This is a genomic window from Pediococcus parvulus, assembly GCF_007990205.1.
Lineage (GTDB): Bacteria > Bacillota > Bacilli > Lactobacillales > Lactobacillaceae > Pediococcus > Pediococcus parvulus.
In genome coordinates, this window is record NZ_BJWE01000010.1 from 1 (window position 1) to 17,954 (window position 17,954).

Consider the following 17,954-nt stretch of genomic DNA (forward strand, 5'->3'; position numbering starts at 1 on the left):
AGCATTTTATCTAATTTTGCTGCCATGAACATTTTCGTATCAAGCAACAAGATAAGTTTTTGTAGTTTCAACCTTTAGCTTGTAACAGCTACATTAGGCTCTAGTAACTGGAAATTCGGCCAATTGCTCTTTGATCATTTGTTGGTGTAATTCTTCAGCTGTATCGATATCGTTCTTTTTTTCTGTGGATAATGTTTTCTTTTCTATATCAGCCATGTTATTTTCTCCTCGTTTCTATTAATCGTGATAAACGCCTTCCGCCCATTTTTAAGTTTCTTCATCAAAGAAATGAGGGTTATCTTTTTGATCTGGATTTGGTGTCGCGATATGATCAATTTTATCGATTAATTTTTTATTCTCAGGTGATCTTATCGCAACAATCAATGATATTGCTAGACTAGCTGGCGTTTCTAAATCTACTGTTTCAAGAGTTTTAAATGGCGATTCAACCTTGGCAGTCAGTCAAAACACCCGGAAAAATATTTTTGAAGCGGCCGAACAGTTATCCTACGATAAATATAAAACGAAACATAAAACAAACGGGACAATTGCCGTGGTTCTCTCTTACAAAGAATCCGAGGAACTTGATGATGCATATTTTATGTCCGTACGAATTGCAATTGATAATCGCTTAACGGACAGTAATTATCGATTTAAACATTTTTTTCAAGGTGATTATGAATCTAAGAATCTTGAATCCCAATCGTATATTGGTATCATTGCAGTGGGCTTTTTTGGAAAGAAAACCATTCAGGCTTTAAAAAACTTACAAAAACCAATTGTGTTTGTGAGCACTGATACCCTCTTAGATAATTTGGACTGTGTCGTCACCGATTTTACTTCTTCCGTAGCTAGAACAACCAACCACTTATTAGATAAGGGAATTAGTGAAATCGGTATTTTAGTGGCCAAACGTTCCCATCATCATTTGATCACCTATGAAAATGATCCCCAACGGTTCTTAGTAAAGAGTTTCCTAGAATGCGAAGAAGTCTTCAATCCGGATTACTTCTTTTTTGCCGAAGAATACACGGCTAAGTCCGGCTATCAGGCAATGCGAGAAATTATCCATACTTTAGGTTCAAAGTTGCCTAAGGCCTTTTTAATCGGCTCAGATGCGATTGCAATTGGTGCGATGCGGGCTTTATCTGAACAAAAAATTGCAGTTCCAGAGCAAGTATCAATTATTGGCTTTAATGATATTACATCTGCAAAATACGTAAATCCGAGTTTAAGTACGGTTCATATTTCTCGCTACGGCATGGCAAAGGCCGCTTTTGACCTTTTAAATGAACAATTTCAAAAACGTGATATGGTACCCCGTAAAGTGACCATTGGCACTTCACTAATTATCCGTGATAGTAGCGTTTAAAAATAAGTAAGAGTAGGAAAAAGCGCATTAGATTCTGAGCATAGCATGTTCAAAATCTAATGCGCTTTTTTACTCTCGTTTTTGCTAACCCGTTTCAGTTGACGAACCGTTCTTTTTCCTGGAATAATGGCAACAGGATAACCATTTCGTTACAGAACTGCACGCAGATACATTACCCAAGGAGGCATGTGCCCATGTATTCACAGAAACGCAAAGATGTTGTCAAACAGCTTGAAACTTCACGTCATGATGGTTTGACAACTGAATCGGTAGAGGCCAGATTAACTAAATATGGCCCCAACAAAATACAGCAAGAAAAACATGAGTCCGCTTTAAAAGTTTATTTACAGTCTTTAACAGAACCGATCATCATCATTCTTTGGATCGCAATTGGACTGACTTTAATCAGTGCAAGCTATGATTTTTTTGCGAAGAACGATCCTGCCCATGCACTTTCCTCAGTTTATGAAGGCATTGTTATTTTGGTCGTCATTTTAATCAATTCTGGTCTAACTTACTGGCAAAAGTTAAGTGCGAAAAAATCATTAGACGCTTTAAGTTCGGCTTCCCAACATCAAGCAAACGTCTTACGCGACCAAAGCTGGCAAAAAATTGACGCAAGCCAACTTGTCCCCGGCGACATTGTCGATGTTAAGATGGGAGACTTCATCGAAGCTGATCTACGGTGGCTTTCAGTAAATGAACTCCAAGTTAATGAATCGCATTTAACTGGTGAATCTGATGCCGTTGAAAAAGACTCCAAAGTCCTTCCTAAAAATACCGACCTCGCTGACCGAACTAACATGGGCTTTTCTGGATCAACCGTTGTTAACGGCAGTGGTCTGGGTGTCGTAACCGCAACCGGCACCCACACAGAACTCGGAAAAATTGCCGATCTGCTCCAACAAAACAAAACACAAAAAACGCCGATCGAACAAAATATTACTCAGTTGACCAAGCGTTTAATGATTGCCGCAATTGGTGTTGTGGTCATTGCGATCACCTATGATTTAGTAAAAGAATACCTTAATACCGGTACAATTCCTATTACAGCTTTGATGGATAGCGTTTCTGGGGCCATCGCGTTAGCCGTTGCAGCTATCCCAGATTCCATGCCGGTCGTCCTTTCTATTGTTTTAACAATCGGTGCACGGGTACTAGCTCGTAATCGGGGTTTAATAAAGTCTCTTAGTAGTGTTGAAACATTAGGAGCCACAACTTTTATAGCTTCTGATAAAACTGGTACCCTCACCAAAAATGAAATGACAGTTACCCGTTTCTTTGCAAATGGGATTAATTTCGCGGTGGATGGCAACGGCTATGATCCAGTTGGTGAAATCACCTCGATTGAAGATGGTGAAATAGGCCAAGAATCAGATTATATTTCTTTTATCAAAGGTGCCATTTTAGATAATGAATCTCAAATTCAACGTAATGAGAAAGGTCACTACGAACCATTAGGCAACCCAACCGATGTTTCCTTAGTTGTTCTGGGTCATAAAGCTAAAATTTTGCGTGCCAACCTGCTCAGTCAAATCGGCGACCAAGATTATGATATTCTGCGCGTTTTTCCGTTTGAAAGTGAACGTAAAATGATGAGCACAGTCGTTAAAATTGGCAATAACTATAAATTATTTACTAAAGGTGCTCCCGATGTCATTATGCAACACACAACCGACGTCATTTTGGACAGTAAATCTGTTCCAATCAAGGAAGCTCAAGCAACCTTAGAAGAACAGGTTTTAAACTATGCGAATGATGCGCTGCGCACCATTGCCGTGGCCGGTAGAACCTTGACCAAAGAAGAAGCGCTTAATGCCACACAAACGGAACTGGAAGATCAACTCACCTTTCTTGGGATTGCAGGTATTATTGATCCCCCAAGACCAGAAGCTCGAAAATCAATTGCGACCTTGCATAAAGCCTCTGTTGAAGTTGTTATGATTACCGGTGATCATCCAGCAACTGCTCGCGCTATTGCTTATCGTCTTGGCATTATTAAGGACAAACAAGCCCGCGTCATTGAAGGACAAGAAATAGAAAAAATGTCTGATGAGCAACTATTTGAAGTGGTCCCAAACATTCGGGTTTATGCGCGTGTTTCACCAGAACATAAACAACGAATTATTAAAGCTCTGCAAAAACACGATCAAGTTGTCGCTATGACTGGTGACGGAGTGAATGACGCACCTGCCTTACGTGCTGCAGACATTGGCATTGCGATGGGAATCAACGGTACCGAGGTCACTAAAGACTCCGCTGATCTCATTTTACTGGATGATCAATTTACCACAATTGAAAACTCAGTTGCTGCTGGACGGACTATTTTTGCAAACATTAAAAATTTCATGCGTCAGGAACTCACTACTAACGTTGCGGAAGTCCTGTCAATTTTGTTGGGCACGTTTTTCATAACCCATTCAATTGGCCACATTTCCGAATTAACTCCCACCCTAACTGCGATCATGGTGCTGTGGGTAAATATGATTAGTGATTCTCTGCCATCATTTGCACTGGGCTATGATGATTCTGAACATGATGTCATGGCTGTAAAACCACGTAATGTCCATGAATCCCTGTTGGCTAATCACCTGTTATCAAGAGTGATGATTCGCGGCGTGGTAATGGGGTTGTCCGTTTTTATTGCCTTCTATTGGGCCGCTAAATCTGGCATGCAGGTCAATGAAGCACAAACCGTGGCATTCTTAACCCTAGTTTTTGGTCAATTATGGCATGTGTTTGACGCTCGAAGTACCCACACATTATTCCGCCGAAATCCATTCAGTAACCCCTATTTATTGGCCGCTGTATTGTTTGCAGGAATCTCCTCACTGGCAATTACGATGCTTCCATTTTTCAACACATTTATGGGGACCAGTATGCTTAACTGGCAAATCTACATCGCGGTGATTTTCTTACCCGCGATCCCGACCCTAGTGCTGTCTGGTCTAAAAGAACTTTTTAAAATCAAAATATGGTAAAAAAAACGAGGTCAGGCAAAAATTATGTTTTTGCCTGACCTCGTATTTGTATTTAGATAAGTGGTTTCAACCCTGCATCTGTTGCTCGTTTGCGATAAGTATCTAACTCATCTTCACTAGCACGAACAAAATGTTCAGGGGTGATTTCTACCATTTGGCGCTTCTTACCATCAAACTCTGGTGTTGAATCGTAAACAACCTGACGGCGATTACGTTCAAACTCAGGATCTGGCTGAGGAACAGCCGAAACCAAACTCTCCGTGTAAAGATGAAGTGGATTGTTATAGACTTCTTCAGCAGGTCCAATTTCAAGTAATTTACCATAATGCATAACACCAATTCGATCACTGATATATTTAACCATTGATAAATCATGTGCAATGAACAAGTAAGTTAACCCTTTTTGTTCTTGCAATTCCTTCATCAAGTTAACAACCTGAGCCTGAATGGAAACATCCAAAGCAGAGATTGGTTCATCAGCAATGATGAAATCAGGTTGAACCGCTAACGCTCGGGCAATTCCGATCCGTTGACGCTGACCACCAGAAAACTCATTTGGATAACGACTAGAGTGATCCCGGTTCAAACCAACAGTTTCAAGCAAATCTTCTACCTGGTTAGTTCGGTCTTTATCATTTTTAGCTAAATGATGAATATCAATTCCTTCTGCCACAATATCCTTAACCTTCATACGAGGATTTAAGGAAGCATATGGATCTTGGAAAATCATTTGCATTTCACGACGAAAGGCCATCATATCAGATTTACTCTTCAATGAAGCCACATCACGACCATTAAATAAGACCTGACCATCAGTAGGATCCAACAAACGGATAATGGCACGACCAGTAGTGGTTTTACCTGAACCAGATTCACCAACCAACCCGAAAGTTTCACCTTTGTAGATATCAAAGGAAACATCATCAACGGCACGTACTTCATCTTTTTTTCCAACATTAAAGTATTGCTTTAAATGTTTTACTTCTAGAATTTTTTCTCGTGTATCCATGATTAGCCTCCTTTACTCGCCAATTGCGTCATCATCATCGGTTCCAAAAGTTGTATTACCTGTGGAATGAATATGACCTTGGTTGATCGTACCTTCCTGTAATCGCTCCTTGTAAACCTCTTGACGACGTTTAATTTCTACTGGAGGCTCAACATGTGGTGCATCTGGATGCAAGAGCCAAGTTGCTGCATAATGCGTATCCGAAACTTTGAAAAATGGTGGTTCTTTTTCTTCATCAATTTTCATAGCATAAGGATTACGAGCAGCAAATGGGTCACCTGCTGGTGGATCCAACAAATCTGGAGGTGTTCCTGGAATAGATTCCAGTTTTCCTTTGGCAGTATCCAAGGTAGGCATTGAGTTTAGTAGGCCCCATGTATATGGATGTTGGGGATTATAGAAGATTTCATCAACCGTCCCATATTCCACAATTTTTCCAGCATACATAACAGCTACACGATCAGCCATACCGGCAACAACCCCTAAATCATGGGTAATAAAGATAATTGAAGTCGAAATTTTTTCCTGCAATTCCTTCATTAAATCCAAGATTTGAGCCTGAATCGTCACATCCAAAGCAGTAGTAGGTTCATCAGCAATCAGAATTTCTGGGTAACAGACAAGCGCAATCGCAATCACGATTCGCTGACGCATACCACCTGAAAATTGATGCGGATAATCATTAATTCGTTCTTCAGCATTAGTGATCCCAACTAACTTAAGCATTTCAAGAGCTTGTTTGTTAGCTTTTTCACGACTATAGCCTTTATGAATACGTAATGGTTCGGCAATCTGCTTACCGATTCTCATTGTGGGATCCAATGAAGTCATGGGGTCCTGGAAAATTTCCGCAATATCTTTCCCACGAATATCTTCCAATTCTTTTTGGGACATTTTTAAAATGTCTTTCCCACGAAACTTCACAGTACCTTCAACCACTTCAGCATTGTTGGCTAGTAATCCCATAACTGTTTTGGTGGTAACTGTTTTACCAGAACCAGACTCGCCAACGATCGCTAAAGTCTCTCCTTTTTTTAAATGGAAAGAAACGTCACGAATCGCCTTAACCGTACCTGCATAGGTATGGAAGTCAATGGTTAAGTCTTTTACTTCCAGAATATTTTCATCTGCATTTTCCATTGTATCTTCCTCCTATCTACGAGCTGTCCGAGGGTCAAACGCATCACGCAAACCATCGGCGAGAATATTAAACGCAATCATAATAATTGAAAGCATAATCGCGGGGTACCACATTTGATATGGTAAGAACTGGAAGTTCTTTTGACCATCACTAATCAACGTTCCTAGCGAAGCAGTTGGAGCTTGAATACCAATCCCAATATAACTTAGGAAAGCTTCGAAGAAAATAGCTGATGGAATGGTGAACATTGTTTGAATAATAATGACACTTGAAAGGTTGGGCAATAAATGTTTGACCGCAATTTTAAAGGTTGATTCACCTAGCGTTCGTGCCGCTAACACATACTCTTGTGACTTTAACTGTAGCGTTTGTGCACGTGTGAGTCGGGCCATTGTGGTCCACCCATTAAAGGCGATTGCCAAAATAATTGGTAACATACCACCCTTTAAAACAAGCATTAACAAGACCATGATAACAATATTTGGTACAGATGAAATAACTTCAATAATCCGTTGCAGGATAATATCCGTTATCCCACCTTTCCAGGCCGAGACAACCCCGTACCCAACACCCACAATCAAATCAATTAGGGTAGCAAATAAACCGATTAATAATGAAACCAAAGTCCCTCGTAAAATACGTTCTGCAAGAGAACGACCTAAGTAGTCAGTTCCCAAAGTATAATGAATTTTACTTGGCACATTATTTTGTTTGTAGGCATCAACTCGCTTACCGGCAACCATTGTCGTTCCGTTCAAACCGTTAATATTCACACCAGGAATCTTAGGTGGTAAATTAGCGTAGTTTGGATGAGACACATTTGGGTGTGAAGCTGTAATCGGTGAAGTAAAGGCAATTAACCCAATTACAACAAGGATCCATAAACAAACGTAAGAAGCCTTATTTTGACGAAGACGCCGCCAAGCATCCTGAATAAAAGTCCGAGAAGGGGCAACAATTTTTTCATCATCTAGTTCATCTTTTTTGGAAACCGGCTCAAATGCGTCCGGTGCTAAGTTCATTTTTTCTTCCATTTATTTATTCCCCTTTCCCAGTAATTCGGATTCGTGGATCAATAATTCCATAAACCAAATCAGTTAAAAGCAAGATCGCACATAGCAATGCTGAATAGAGCAATGTCACACCCATGATGGTTGGATAATCATTAACCAAGATAGACTTAACAAACTGTTCACCAATACCAGGTACAGAGAAGATGTTTTCAACAACCATGGAACCAGTCATGATAGCAGCTGTCAAAGGACCGATAACTGTAACCAATGGAATTAAACTGTTTCGTAACGCATGGTGCCAAACAATTCCCATTCGACTGAGACCTTTTGCACGAGCAAGTTCAATATAGTCGCTCCCCAAAACATCGACCATTTCTGTTCGAACAAATCGTGAAGTTTCAGCAAATGGTGAAGCCGCAAGGGCTAACGTTGGTAATACCGTGTATGAGAAACCGCCCCAATCGGCAATTGGAAAAAGCTGTAATTTCAGTCCTAAATAGTACTGAAGTAAAATAGCTAACACGAAACTTGGGATTGAAATTCCTAAAATAGAAATGAATGTTGAAGTTCCATCAATCCATGTGTTTTTACGGATAGCACTCAATGAGCCAACCACGATTCCGACAACGACACCAACTACCATTGCTTGACCACCTAACTGCATGGATGGTCCAATTCGGCTTGAGATCAAATAAGATACAGGTTGATCACTAAATTGGAATGATAATCCGAAGTTACCATGAGCAGCATCCACGATGTAACTGACATACTGCTGCCAAACCGGCTTGTTCAAACCGTAATGCTCATAAATCACTTTGATTTGTTGTGGTGTTAGTTTTGCCTGGTTATTCAACGGTGTTCCGGGCATCAGCTTCATTAAGAAGAAGGTGATACTTGCAATCAAAAACAGCGTTAAAGCCAGATAAAAGATTCGTCTTGCTAAATATCTTGCCATTTATATTCCTCCCTATCTTTTCCTATCTCAAACCAACATTGCCTTTATAACAAAGAGGTAAGAGTCAGCAGTTACGCGAACCCTTACCCTTCGTCCAAAATTAACGCTTAATTTTACGCCTTATTTTGTCAGATTCAAATTCTTGTAGTCAAAGTTAACACCGGCACTGTTATAAACAACACCCTTTAACTTAGAACTCCAAAGCTGTGATTGTGCTTGCTGGAAGACTGGTGCAATTCCTTGTTCGTTCATCAAGATCTTTTCTGCCTTAACCATGTCATCCCAACGCTTCTCAGGATTGGTAGAATCAGTAGTGTTTGAGGCCTTGATCAACTTATCATATTGCGCGTTGCTGAAACCACCGTTGTTTTGAGCGTTTCCGGTAACAAACAACTGTAAGAAGGAAATTGGGTCAGAGAAATCAGCACCCCAAGCAGAAAGAACAACATCGAACTTACCATCTGATGAGTTTGTCAAACGGGTCTTAAATGGCACGTTTTGAAGACTAACTTTCACATTTGGTAGTTTTTCAATTTGTGACTGGAGGTATTCAGTGATTTGCTTAGTAGAAGCTGTATCATCACCAAGAAGTGTAAATGACAAACTTGACTTGCCTTCTTCTTTAAGTCCCTCAGCCATTAATTTCTTAGCTTCTGTCAGGTTTTGGTTAACTGCTGATTTGACTTCTGCTTCAGAAGCGAAATCTTCGCCAGTCTTAGGATTACTTGCTAAACCAGTTGAAACAAGACCTTTAGGATTACCAGAACCATCAGCTAAAACTTTGCTAGTCAACTGTTTACGGTTGATTGCCATGGAAATAGCTTTTCGGATCTTAGCATTACGGAATACTTTTTCTTTCTTCATATTGTATTGAAGATAGAACATTGAGGATTGCTTACGCAAAACGTAATCTTTGTTGTTCTTGTATTGGGCAACTTGGTTACCAGTGATGTTTGCAACGTCAAGTTTTTTACTATTGTAAAGATTCAAACCAGTGCTGGCATCTTTTACAACTTGGTAATTGATGGTATCCATCTTGACATCTTTTTTATCCCAGTAATTGTTGTTTTTAACAAGTTTCCAACTCAAGTTAGTTCCTGTCCAACCAGTTTGCTTGTATGGACCATCGTAGACGAGCTTATCAGATGATGTTCCGTACTTAGAACCATACTTTTCAACAACTTTTTGGTCCTGTGGATAGAATGTTGGGAAGCCCATCAACAACTTGAAGTAAGGGATTGGGCGATCTAAGCTAACAACCAACTTGTAGTTGCCATCTGCCTTAATGCCCAATGTCTTATAACTTGCTTTGCCAGCAGCAATCTTGTCGGCATTTTTGATTCCTGAGAATAAGTAAGCATATTCGGAAGCTGTCTTTGGATTGACTGTCCGTTGCCAAGCATAAACGAAATCTTTGGCAGTTACAGGATCGCCATTACTCCACTTAGCGTCTTTACGAATTGTAAAGGTCCAAGTCTTGCCATCCTTTGATTCTTTCGTACCCGTAGCAAGTGCATTGTTGACTTTACTTTTAACACCTAACCGGTAAAGTCCTTCTTGCGTATTTCCTAACTGAGTAAACCCAACAACATCTGTAACCTTCGACTGATCCATAGTAGCAATTTCAGCACTTTCTTCAAAGTTGACTGATTCTTTTGACGAACTACTATTCTTGGATCCACACGCAGCTAGTACGAATGTTGAAGCTAGCGCGACCGCCCCAACCTTCACAGCTGATCTGACATTCATAATTTTTCCAACCCCTTTGTGAAATCTTAACTGACTTCATTGTATGTACTTTCTTAACAAAAGTTGTTCTCATTATATATTAGAAGAAGATTAAATTCAATTGCTTGTTCTAATTATATTAAGAATAACGGACCTTTTTGCCAATAATTGTCCATCATGAAAGCTTGTTATCTTTGAATGTATGCGCTTTTTGTTACATTTTTAAAATTGCTCATTTTCACCTCATGGAATTTCTTATAAAGTTGAAACTTTCGGCAATTTTACCCACACAATTCTTAGAGAGATCACATCTAGGAAAAATTAAGGAGAAGAGCGACTAAAAGCACGCCCTTCCCCTCAGTTTTTTAATTAAGTTGTTAATTTGAACTATTTTGTAAGATTAAGACCCGAGTAATCGAAGTTAATACCAGCACTATTGTAAACTTCACCCTTCAACTTCGTGTTCCACAATTGTGAAGCAGCCTGTTGATAAATTGGTACGATACCTTGTTCTTGCATCAAGATCTTTTCAGCTTTAACCATATCGTCCCAACGCTTTTCTTCGTTGTTGGCATCAGTTGTGCTTGAAGCCTTGATCAACTTATCGTATTCCTTGTTACTCCAACTTCCGTTATTGTTTGAATTTCCAGTAACAAAGAGTTGCAAGAAGGAAATTGGATCAGCGAAGTCAGCACCCCAACCAGTAACTACAGCATCGAATTTACCATTTGTCGAGTTTGTCAAACGAGTCTTGAATGGAATGTTTTGAACAGTAACTTTGACGTTGCTACCCAATTTTTCGATTTGTGATTGTAAGAATTCGTTGGTTGCTTTCCCAGCAGGTGTATCATCAGCCATTAAAGTAAACTTAAGGCTAGACATCCCTTCTTCTTTCAAACCTTCCTTTAATAACTTCTTAGCTTGAGTGAGGTTTTGGGTAACAGCCGATTTAACTTGTGCTTCTTTAGCAAAATCTTGGCCTGTCTTAGGGTTCTCAGCTAATCCAGCTGAAACGTAACCCAAAGGATTTTGTGACCCATCAGCAAGTACTTTAGATGTTAACTGATTACGGTCAATTGACATTGAAACAGCTTGACGAATCTTCTTGTTCTTAAAGTAGCTCCGTTTTTCATTCAATTGTAGGTAGAATGTTGAAGCTTCTTTACGTAACTTGTAAGCCTTGTTGTTCTTGTATTGGGCAACTTGGCTACCAGTAATCGTTGTCACGTCAAGTTTCTTACTATTATATAAGTTCAAAGCAGTTGATGAATCTTTAACTACTTGATAATTAATAGTGTCCATCTTGATGTGCTTCTTGTTCCAGTACTGAGGGTTTTTCACTAACTTCCATTTCAAGTTAGTTCCGGTCCAACCAACAGACTTGTATGGTCCGTTATAAACCAGCTTGTTTGAAGCTGTCCCGTATTTTGAACCATATTTTTCAACAGCTTTTTGGTTTTGTGGGAAGAAGAGTGCAAATCCCATCAATAACTTAAAGTAAGGTACTGGACGATCAAGGGTAACCGTTAATTTGTAATCGCCATCGGCTTTGATCCCCAATGTCTTGTAATTAGCTTTACCTGCTGCAATCTTGTCAGCATTCTTGATGCCAGAGAACAAATAAGCATACTCGGAAGCAGTCTTAGGATTTACAGTACGTTGCCAAGAATAAACGAAATCTTTAGCGGTAACTTTATCCCCATTACTCCATTTAGCATTCTTGCGTAATGTAAATGTGTAAGTCTTTTTATCTTTGGAAACAACTGTCTTTGTTGCTAATGCATTATGAACGGAACTGTTTTTACCTAAACGATAAAGTCCTTCTTCAGTATTGGCTAACTGAGTTAAACCAATTGTGTCGGTTACTTTAGAGGTATCCATAGTAGGGATTTCAGATGCCACCATAAAGTTTACAGATTGTTTCTTTGCACTATCACTTGTTTTAGATCCACAAGCGGCTAATACAAAAGTTGAAGCTAACGCAACCGCGCCAAGCTTAACTGCGGATTTGATTTGCATACACTAACACTCCTTTTCTAATTAACTACTTAACATCATTTTTACTTTCGTTTTCAAAAGTTGTTATCATTGTACATTAAAATAAGATTAAATACAACTAAGAATTTATAATTTTATTTAATTGATTTTTAATTCACAAATAATAGCAACTATTACTGTTCCTGGACCTACTCTACGTCACACTCAATTGCTAATAAAGCGGTTCATATTTTCTTATAAAATTTTTTTCTAGTTGATTAATATCTTATTTTTCTAGTTAAACAGTTTCATAAGTTCAACCGGGTTAGGCAATTCACTCATCTTTGTTTAATCTATATAATACTAATTTACCGGTTATATTTTCGAAAAATCAAAGTTGAAAATTAACAAGATTTTCCACTAAAAAAGGTTATCAAAACCTTTTGCAGTTTCAATAACCTTAAAAATTATTTTTTTATTAACCTATTTTACATAAAGTTTTGAATAGTTAAAGTTATTACCAGCAGTGTTGTAAATTACACCCTTAACTTTGCTGCTCCACAATTGTGACGTTGCTTGTTGATAAATTGGGACAATTGCTTGATCGTTCATCAAGATCTTTTCAGCTTTAACCATATCACTCCAACGTTTTGTAGGATTTGTGGCATCAGTGGTGTTAGAAGCCTTGATCAACTTGTCGTACTCTTTATTGCTCCAGTCGCCGTTGTTTTGAGCGTTGCCTGTTACAAATAATTGTAAGAATGAAATTGGATCAGAGAAATCAGCGCCCCAACCAGTAACAACGGCATCAAACTTACCATTGCTAGAATCTGTTAAACGAGTCTTAAATGGAATGTTTTGAACGGTAACCTTAACATTGCTACCCAATTTTTCGATTTGTGATTGTAAAAATTCATTGGTTGTCTTACCAGCAGCTGTATCATCAGCCATCAAAGTAAACTTAAGACTAGACATACCCTCTTCTTTCAAGCCTTCCTTTAATAACTTCTTAGCTTCAGTCAAGTTCTGCGTAACCGCTGATTTAACTTCGGCCTCTTTGGCAAAGTCTTGACCAGTCTTAGGATTCTTAGCTAAATCAGTTGAAACATAACCTAAAGGATTTTGCGAACCATCTGCCAAAACTTTAGATGTTAACTGATTACGATCAATTGACATTGAAACAGCCTGGCGAATCTTTTTGTTCTTAAAGAACTTGTCTTTCTTTTGGTTCAACTGGAGATAGAATGTGGAAGCTTCCTTACGAAGAACGTAATTCTTGTTGTTCTTATACTGAGCAACTTGGCTACCAGTGATAGTTGTCACATCAAGTTTCTTACTATTGTAAAGGTTTAATGCAGTGGAGGAATCCTTCACAACTTGATAATTGATGGTGTCCATCTTAACGTTCTTCTTATTCCAGTACTGCGGGTTTTTAACAAGTTTCCATTTCAAGTTTGTTCCAGTCCAACCAACTTGTTTGTATGGACCATCATAAACTAACTTGTTAGAAGCAGTTCCGTATTTAGAACCGTACTTTTCAACAACTTTTTGATCTTGTGGGAAGAAAATACAAAAGCCCATTAATAACTTAAAGTATGGAATTGGTCGATCCAAAGTAACCGTCAACTTGTACTTACCATCAGCTTTAATTCCTAAGGTCTTGTAATTAGCCTTTCCTGCTGAAATCTTATCAGCATTCTTAATTCCTGAGAACAAGTATGCATATTCAGAAGCAGTCTTTGGATTAACTGTTCGCTGCCATGAATAAACAAAATCTTGAGCGGTAACTTTGTCGCCATTACTCCACTTTGCATTTTTACGAAGTGTAAATGTCCAAGTTTTACCGTCTTTAGATTCTTTCGTGCTCGTTGCTAAAGCATTATGTACAGAACTGTTTTTACCCAGACGATAAATTCCCTCTTCAGAGTTGGACAATTGTGTCATCCCAACAACATCAGTAACTTTCGATGTATCCATAGTTGGAATTTCAGATGATTCCATAAAGTTTACTGTTGATTTCTTGGCACTACTTGTTTTAGATCCACAGGCAGCTAATACAAAAGTCGAAGCTAACGCAACTGCTCCTAGCTTAACAGCCGATTTTACTTTCATAACCTATTACCCTTTTTATTTATATATATGTACTTCTTCTCAAAAGCCGACCTCGTTATAGGTTAAACGAATATTAAATACAATAGAATTTACTAATTTATTTTTAATAATATTAACGTGTCTCTATTTTTTCTCGTCAAATTGCTGGCAACCCAGTTTTCGTAAAAAAGGGCTCTCTCATTCTTTACACATTATAGAGAAACTTATTAACGGGTAGAATAGGACGTATTCCCTTATAAACCCCGGCAGCTATGCTATACTTGGGGTATTAAAGAATTTGAGGTGTTAGTTATGACCGAAAAAGTTATTATCGCCAGCCTAGAGCTGCCTAATCAAGACTTGGATTATGCCATGCAGGAATTAGCAGCTTTGGTTGAAGCAAACAATATGGAAGCAACCGAAAAAGTCATTCAAAAATTAGACCGTCCCAATCCAGCTACCTATTTTGGTAGTGGGAAAGTCGTTGAACTTCATGAATTAGGTACCAGCATTGATGTACAAACATTGGTCGTAAATGCGGAACTTTCTCCCAGCCAAATTCGTAATTTGGAACAAGAATCTAAGCTTTCTGTAATTGACCGTACTGGTTTAATTTTGGAAATCTTCGCTAACCGTGCAAAATCACGCGAAGCAAAACTCCAAGTAGAAATTGCCAAACTCAATTATCAGATGCCAAGATTACGAACTAGTTCGTCACAAAGGCTTGATCAACAATCAGCGGGTGATGCTGGTGGCGGTTATACCAACCGTGGTGCTGGTGAAACAAAACTCGAAATGAACCGGCGAACCATTCAGCAACGGATTAACAATTTAAATCACGAGTTGAAAGAAATGACAACTTCGTCCGCTGTTCAACGGCAAAAACGAGATCAAACTGGTTTACCCAGCGTCGCTTTAGTTGGTTACACAAATGCTGGTAAGTCCACCACCATGAATGGGTTAGTTCGGATGTATGGTGAAAGTGATGAGAAACAAGTTTTCGAAAAGAATATGCTCTTTGCAACTTTGGATACAAGTGTCCGAAAACTTACTTTTCCAGATCAAAAACAACTTTTACTTAGTGACACAGTTGGATTTGTGAGTCATCTTCCTCATCAATTGATTAAAGCATTCCGTTCCACTTTGGCAGAAGCAGCTCAAGCAGATCTTTTGGTCCAAGTGGTTGACGTTTCTGATCCCCATTTCAGAGAGATGATTCAGACCACGAACGATACTTTGCAAGAAATTGGTGTGACAAAGGCACCAATGATTGTGGCATTCAACAAAGCCGACATGGCGGGCGTAGATTTTCCAACCCTAGAAGGTAATGAAGAAATTACTTATTCTGCAAAGGATAAACGATCGCTAGTGATGTTAACCAACATGATTAAACAAAAAGTCTTTACTGGTTATCGTGAAGCCACCTTTCTAATTCCATTTGATAAAGGACAAGTTGTGGATTATCTTAATCAGCACACTAACGTTTTAAAAACAGACTACAAGGCTGAGGGGACCGAAATTACTGCGGAGTTAAGCAGTGAGGATTACCAACGGTTCCATGATTATTTGGTGGCCGAAGTCGAAGAATAAGTTCTAATACAACTACTGCAGAAAACTGTGGTAGTTGTTTTTTTGAACAAGTAACTAAAGTTTGAATGTATCAAAATCACTTCAATAACTAGTATTAAACGACTTGGTTCAAAAGCAGTAGTTTAATTGCCGTCCTGCGGCTCACTTGGTCTGGAACGGGGTGCGAGTTCTTGCGGCTGATTTTTGCCACAAGAATCGACATCGTATGAAACATTGAAGTTTTCGGCACGAAAACTAACCCTTATGTGTAATAGTGGGCACGATTTGAAGCCAAGAGGAACACTTGTCTTTAAACTCGGCCTTATCCTAAGTAATGAATTACTAAGGATAATTTCCCCCTTGAGACCAATCACCTCCGGATTAAAAACGTTTGCTGCTTTAATAATGCGCAGCAACAAGATAAGTTTTTGTGGTTTCAACCTTTAGACAAATAAAAATCGTTAACTTTGAATTTGGTAAAAATACCGCGAATACCAAACTAAATAGCTAACGATTTTTTATTACTTCGTGACATTGAGGTTCTTATAATCATAGTAAATGCCTGCCGAGTTGTGCACAAGGCCCTTCACATTCTGATTCCACAGTTGTGCTTGCGTACTCTGATAGATCGGGGCTACTCCTTGATCCTGCATCAAAATTTTCTCAGCTTGAATCATATCCTTAAATCGTTTCTCAGGATTAGTGGCATCGGTAGTATCAGCTTTTTCAATTGCCTTATCAAAAGCTACATTCTTCCAGCTCCCATTATTCTGCGCATTATCAGAAGTTAGAATTTGGAGAAATGAAATTGGATCGGAAAAGTCAGCCGCCCAACCTGACAGAGCTAGATCAAACTTCTTGTTGGCTTCATCAGTTAAAAATGACTTGTACGGGATATTCGTCAAAGTGATTTTAACCCCCGGCAATTTTTCCCAGTCAGATTGTAAAAACTCAGATGCTTTTTTACCCACGTCACTATCATTATTCAGTAAGTCTAAAGTTAAAGTCTTTTTGTTTTCTTCCTTCAGACCCTCTGCCATGAGTTTTTTTGCTTTCTGCAGATTATATGAAACACCTGAAGGTACGGAAGCTTCTGCAGCAAAATCTTTTCCGTTGTTGAGGTCAGTCATCAAACCGCTTGAAACAAAACCTGTTGCGGAGACAGAGCCATCAGCAAGCACCTTTCCAGTAAGTTGATCTCGGTCAATCGCCAAAGATAGTGCTTGACGAATTTTCTTATTCTTCAAAACTGTATTTTTGCTTTGGTTAAATTCAATGTATGATGTCTGTGCTAATTTACGACTCACAAAGTTTTTGTTGTTCTTATATTGGGCAACTTGACTTCCAGACAACGTTGTTTCATCCAACTTCTTGCTGTTATACAAATTCAGGCCTGTAGTTGTATCTTTAATTACCTGAAAATTCATTTGCGTGAGTTTGACACTGGTCTTATCCCAGTAATTAGGATTTTTAATCATCTTCCAACTCAAATTACTACCTGTCCACCCTTTTTGTATAAATGGTCCGTCGTAAACCATATCCTTGGAACTTGATCCGTATTTACTACCATACTTTTCAACCACTTTTTGATTTTGTGGGAAGAAACTTGGAAATCCCATCAAGAGTTTAAAATACGGAATCGGTGTATCTAAAGTAACAGTCAATTTGTACTTGCCAGTGGCTTTGATGCCTAGCGTTTTAACTGACGCTTTCTCTGCCGAAATTTTATCGGCGTTATGAATTCCTGAGTACAGGTAAGCAAACTCAGATGCCGTCTTCGGATTTACTGTTCGCTGCCAAGCATACACAAAGTCTTGCGCCGTAACTTTATCACCATTACTCCACTTTGCATCTTTTCTCAGAGTAAATATATATTTTTTTCCATTCTTCGATTCCGTTACCTGTTTCGCAATCCCTGGTAAAATCTTACTTTTGTTTCCTATCCGGTATAGTCCCTCATTAAAATTGGAAATTTGGGTTAAACTCGTGTCATCAATCGCTTTTGACGAATCAAGCGTTGTGATTTCCGTCCCCGTTGACATATTCACAACTTCTGTTTAACTGGCCTTTTTACTTCCACAACCCGCTAATGTGAGTGCGATTAAAACCCCAATTGCC

Annotated in this window: 12 protein-coding genes and 1 pseudogene; 3 read left to right on the top strand and 10 right to left on the bottom strand. The window is 38.9% G+C overall.

The window, feature by feature from the left end; all coding sequences use genetic code 11:
• Positions 1-93 precede the first annotated feature (93 nt).
• Positions 94-216, bottom strand: coding sequence for a hypothetical protein (locus PPA04_RS09795; RefSeq protein WP_260280944.1), 123 nt, complete (start codon positions 214-216; stop codon positions 94-96).
• A 51-nt stretch (positions 217-267) separates the two neighbouring features.
• Positions 268-366 (bottom strand): annotated as a pseudogene (locus PPA04_RS03580) (galactose-6-phosphate isomerase subunit LacB); the annotation flags it as partial.
• Positions 367-388: 22 nt separating this feature from the next.
• Between PPA04_RS03580 and PPA04_RS03585 the strand changes: the two are divergent.
• Together PPA04_RS03585 and PPA04_RS03590 are read left to right on the top strand one after the other, a co-directional pair.
• The gene (locus tag PPA04_RS03585; RefSeq protein ID WP_260280945.1) at positions 389-1,372 is read left to right on the top strand and encodes a LacI family DNA-binding transcriptional regulator; all 984 of its coding nucleotides are present in this window, start codon (positions 389-391) and stop codon (positions 1,370-1,372) included.
• Between the two features lie 188 nt (positions 1,373-1,560).
• A complete protein-coding gene (locus PPA04_RS03590; protein ID WP_186806943.1) occupies positions 1,561-4,353 on the top strand; it encodes a cation-translocating P-type ATPase in 2,793 nt (930 codons plus the stop codon).
• Positions 4,354-4,405: 52 nt separating this feature from the next.
• Here PPA04_RS03590 and PPA04_RS03595 read toward each other — a convergent pair whose 3' ends face one another.
• The 7 genes from PPA04_RS03595 to PPA04_RS03625 all read right to left on the bottom strand — a co-directional run bounded on the left by PPA04_RS03595 (position 4,406) and on the right by PPA04_RS03625 (position 14,288).
• Positions 4,406-5,365 carry an ABC transporter ATP-binding protein gene (locus PPA04_RS03595; protein ID WP_147206709.1) on the bottom strand — a complete coding sequence of 320 codons (960 nt, stop codon included), beginning with the start codon at positions 5,363-5,365 and terminating at the stop codon, positions 4,406-4,408.
• A 9-nt stretch (positions 5,366-5,374) separates the two neighbouring features.
• Complete coding sequence (locus PPA04_RS03600; RefSeq protein ID WP_057784953.1) at positions 5,375-6,502, bottom strand: ABC transporter ATP-binding protein; 1,128 nt, start codon at positions 6,500-6,502, stop codon at positions 5,375-5,377.
• Between the two features lie 12 nt (positions 6,503-6,514).
• A complete protein-coding gene (locus PPA04_RS03605) occupies positions 6,515-7,537 on the bottom strand; it encodes an ABC transporter permease (RefSeq protein WP_057784952.1) in 1,023 nt (340 codons plus the stop codon).
• Between the two features lie 4 nt (positions 7,538-7,541).
• Positions 7,542-8,471, bottom strand: coding sequence for an oligopeptide ABC transporter permease (gene opp3b, locus PPA04_RS03610; RefSeq protein ID WP_057784951.1), 930 nt, complete (start codon positions 8,469-8,471; stop codon positions 7,542-7,544).
• A 120-nt stretch (positions 8,472-8,591) separates the two neighbouring features.
• Positions 8,592-10,220, bottom strand: coding sequence for a peptide ABC transporter substrate-binding protein (locus PPA04_RS03615; RefSeq protein WP_147206710.1), 1,629 nt, complete (start codon positions 10,218-10,220; stop codon positions 8,592-8,594).
• A 366-nt stretch (positions 10,221-10,586) separates the two neighbouring features.
• Positions 10,587-12,218: a peptide ABC transporter substrate-binding protein gene (locus PPA04_RS03620; RefSeq protein WP_147206711.1), complete on the bottom strand. Its 1,632-nt coding sequence runs from the start codon at positions 12,216-12,218 to the stop codon at positions 10,587-10,589.
• Between the two features lie 441 nt (positions 12,219-12,659).
• Positions 12,660-14,288 carry a peptide ABC transporter substrate-binding protein gene (locus tag PPA04_RS03625; protein WP_057783266.1) on the bottom strand — a complete coding sequence of 543 codons (1,629 nt, stop codon included), beginning with the start codon at positions 14,286-14,288 and terminating at the stop codon, positions 12,660-12,662.
• Positions 14,289-14,579: 291 nt separating this feature from the next.
• On the opposite strand from PPA04_RS03625, the gene hflX reads away from it, so the two are divergent.
• The gene (hflX, locus tag PPA04_RS03630; protein WP_057783263.1) at positions 14,580-15,857 is read left to right on the top strand and encodes a GTPase HflX; all 1,278 of its coding nucleotides are present in this window, start codon (positions 14,580-14,582) and stop codon (positions 15,855-15,857) included.
• 500 nt (positions 15,858-16,357) lie between these two features.
• Here hflX and PPA04_RS03635 read toward each other — a convergent pair whose 3' ends face one another.
• The gene (locus PPA04_RS03635) at positions 16,358-17,878 is read right to left on the bottom strand and encodes a peptide ABC transporter substrate-binding protein (protein ID WP_307723902.1); all 1,521 of its coding nucleotides are present in this window, start codon (positions 17,876-17,878) and stop codon (positions 16,358-16,360) included.
• Between the last annotated feature and the right edge of the window lie 76 nt (positions 17,879-17,954).

Coding starts and splice junctions, on each gene's coding strand:
- PPA04_RS09795 (WP_260280944.1), bottom strand. CDS start 216: ATGGCTGATATAGAAAAGAAAACATTATCCACAGAAAAAAAGAACGAT.
- PPA04_RS03600 (WP_057784953.1), bottom strand. CDS start 6,502: ATGGAAAATGCAGATGAAAATATTCTGGAAGTAAAAGACTTAACCATT.
- PPA04_RS03605 (WP_057784952.1), bottom strand. CDS start 7,537: ATGGAAGAAAAAATGAACTTAGCACCGGACGCATTTGAGCCGGTTTCC.
- opp3b (WP_057784951.1), bottom strand. CDS start 8,471: ATGGCAAGATATTTAGCAAGACGAATCTTTTATCTGGCTTTAACGCTG.
- PPA04_RS03615 (WP_147206710.1), bottom strand. CDS start 10,220: ATGAATGTCAGATCAGCTGTGAAGGTTGGGGCGGTCGCGCTAGCTTCA.
- PPA04_RS03620 (WP_147206711.1), bottom strand. CDS start 12,218: ATGCAAATCAAATCCGCAGTTAAGCTTGGCGCGGTTGCGTTAGCTTCA.
- PPA04_RS03625 (WP_057783266.1), bottom strand. CDS start 14,288: ATGAAAGTAAAATCGGCTGTTAAGCTAGGAGCAGTTGCGTTAGCTTCG.
- hflX (WP_057783263.1), top strand. CDS start 14,580: ATGACCGAAAAAGTTATTATCGCCAGCCTAGAGCTGCCTAATCAAGAC.
- PPA04_RS03635 (WP_307723902.1), bottom strand. CDS start 17,878: ATGTCAACGGGGACGGAAATCACAACGCTTGATTCGTCAAAAGCGATT.